General features: G+C 63.7%; 3 protein-coding genes. All 3 read left to right on the top strand.

The features are described from left to right. The first annotated feature begins 19 nt into the window (after window positions 1-19). Entirely contained in the window at window positions 20-610 is a 591-nt protein-coding gene (gene betI, locus EN991_RS31805; protein ID WP_013532678.1) for a transcriptional regulator BetI, read from the top strand. Beyond that, entirely contained in the window at window positions 607-2,136 is a 1,530-nt protein-coding gene (betC, locus tag EN991_RS31800) for a choline-sulfatase (RefSeq protein WP_164766117.1), read from the top strand. Before betI ends, betC begins: the two co-directional genes overlap by 4 nt. Then, window positions 2,136-2,562: pyridoxal-phosphate dependent enzyme (locus tag EN991_RS31795; RefSeq protein ID WP_127370233.1), on the top strand; the 427-nt coding region annotated here is incomplete at its 3' end. The genes betC and EN991_RS31795, both read left to right, overlap by 1 nt.

Below are 2,562 nucleotides of genomic sequence, written 5' to 3'. Positions count from 1 at the left end.
CTCAAAGGATCATGGCGAGATGCCGAAAATCGGAATGGAACCGCTGCGCCGCAAGGCGCTGATCGACGCGACGATCTCGGCGATCGGCGAGCGCGGTTCGCTCGACGTGACCATGTCCGAGATCGCCGGACGCGCCGGCGTGTCGTCCGCCCTTGCCCATCATTATTTTGGTGCCAAGGACGAGCTGCTCTTGGCGACGATGCGGCACATACTGGCGGAGCTTACAGCCGATACGTTGCGCGCCCTTGGCTCGGCCAATAGCGCGCGCGAAAGGGTCTCGGCGGTGGTCGCTGTCAATTTCTCCGACATCCAGTTCCAGCCGGAAACCATCGCCGCCTGGCTCGCCTTCTATGTCGAGGCGCAGAAATCATCGGCCTTGCGCCGGCTGCTCAAGGTCTACGCGCGGCGGCTGCACTCGAACCTGATGAGCGGGCTGACCGGGATCTTGCCCAGAGCCGAAGCCGACCGCGCCGCCGAAGCGACCGCGGCGATGATCGACGGGCTCTACATCAGGCGGGCGCTGAAAGACGGCGTGCCCGATGCCGCGACCGCGATCGCGCTGGTCGAGGACTATCTCGAAACCAAACTTGGCGAGCGGCGCAAACAGTGACAATGAAGCCAACCAATTTCCTGATCGTCATGGTCGACCAGCTCAACGGAACCCTGTTTCCGGACGGACCGGCGGAGTTTCTGCATACACCGCATCTGAAAGCGTTGGCCGCGCGTTCGGCGCGCTTTGCCAACAACTACACGGCCTCGCCGCTCTGCGCGCCGGGCCGTGCCTCGTTCATGAGCGGGCAATTGCCGTCGCGCACCGGCGTCTATGACAATGCCGCCGAATTCGCCTCATCGATCCCGACCTTTGCCCATCATTTGCGCGCCGCCGGCTACTACACCTGCCTGTCGGGCAAGATGCATTTCGTTGGGCCGGACCAGTTGCATGGTTTCGAGGAGCGGCTGACGACCGACATTTATCCAGCCGATTTCGGCTGGACGCCGGATTACCGCAAGCCCGGCGAGCGTATCGACTGGTGGTATCACAATCTGGGCTCGGTGACCGGTGCAGGCGTCGCCGAGATCACCAACCAGATGGAGTATGACGACGAGGTCGTGTTCCTGGCCACGCAGAAGCTCTATCAGCTTTCGCGCGAACAGGACGATGCGAACCATCGGCCTTGGTGCCTCACTGTCTCGCTGTCGCATCCGCACGATCCCTATGTCGCGCGCAAGCAATATTGGGATCTCTATGAGCATTGCCAGGCGCTGGACCCGGAAACCGGGTTCATCGCGTATGACCAGCAGGATACGCATTCCCGGCGGCTGTACCACGCCAGTGACTACCCCTCTTTCGAGATCACGCCAGAGCAGGTGCGTCGTTCGCGGCAGGGCTATTTCGCCAACATCTCCTATGTCGACGACAAGCTGGGCGAGATCCTCGACGTTCTCAAGCGCACACGCATGGCGGACGACACAATCATCCTGTTCTGCTCGGATCACGGCGACATGCTCGGCGAGCGCGGCCTGTGGTTCAAGATGAGCTTCTTCGAGGGTTCGGCGCGGGTACCGCTGATGATTGCCGGCAAGGGCGTTCGCGCCGGGCTGATCGAGACGCCGGTCTCCAATCTCGACGTGGCGCCGACGCTTTGCGATCTCGCCGGCATCGACATCGCTGCGATCGCGCCGTGGACCGACGGCCAGTCGCTGCTGCCGCTCACCGAGGGCATCGAGCGCACCGCACCGGTGTTGATGGAGTATGCGGCCGAAGGGTCCAACGCGCCGTTGGTGGCGATCCGCGACGGCAGATACAAATTCGTCCACTGCGAGCTCGATCCGCCGCAACTGTTCGATCTCGAAGCCGATCCGCTCGAACGGGACAATCTGGCCGACGACCCCGCCAATGCCGGCTTGGTGGCGGCATTCATGGACAAAGTCCAGGCGCGCTGGGACATGGCCGGCTTCGACGCCGCTGTCCGCGAAAGCCAGGCGCGCCGCTGGGTCGTCTATCCGGCGCTGCGCAACGGCGCCTATTACCCCTGGGATTTCCAGCCCCTGCAAAAGGCGTCCGAGCGCTACATGCGCAATCACATGAACCTCGACAATCTCGAAGAGAGCAAACGGTATCCGCGAGGCGAATGATGTCAGACCTTCTCGTCCCCTCCCTTGACCATCTCAAGCAGGCCTATGCCGTCACCTCCAGGGCGACGCAGATCACGCCGCTGCTGGAATCGACGGCACTAGCCCGCGAGACCGGCGCCGCCCGCGTCTTCATCAAGCCGGAATCGCTGCAATGGGCCGGCTCATTCAAGGTGCGCGGCGCCTATTGGCGCCTGAAGCAGCTTTCAGTTGACGAAGCGAAGAAGGGCGTCGTCGCCTACTCCTCCGGCAATTTCGCGCAAGGGCTGGCGGCTGCCGGCCAGGCGCTTGGCGTTCCCGTCACCATCGTCATGCCGATCGACGCACCGGCCGCCAAGCGTGATGCCACGGCGGGCTATGGCGCCCGCGTCGTGCTGACCGACCATGGCGAGCGCGCGCGGGAGGAAGTCGCCGCCGCCAAGGCGCGCG

The sequence above is a fragment of the Mesorhizobium sp. M7A.F.Ca.US.005.03.2.1 genome (genome assembly GCF_003997795.1).
Classification (GTDB): domain Bacteria; phylum Pseudomonadota; class Alphaproteobacteria; order Rhizobiales; family Rhizobiaceae; genus Mesorhizobium; species Mesorhizobium ciceri.
This window is presented reverse-complemented; position numbering and strand designations above follow the sequence as displayed.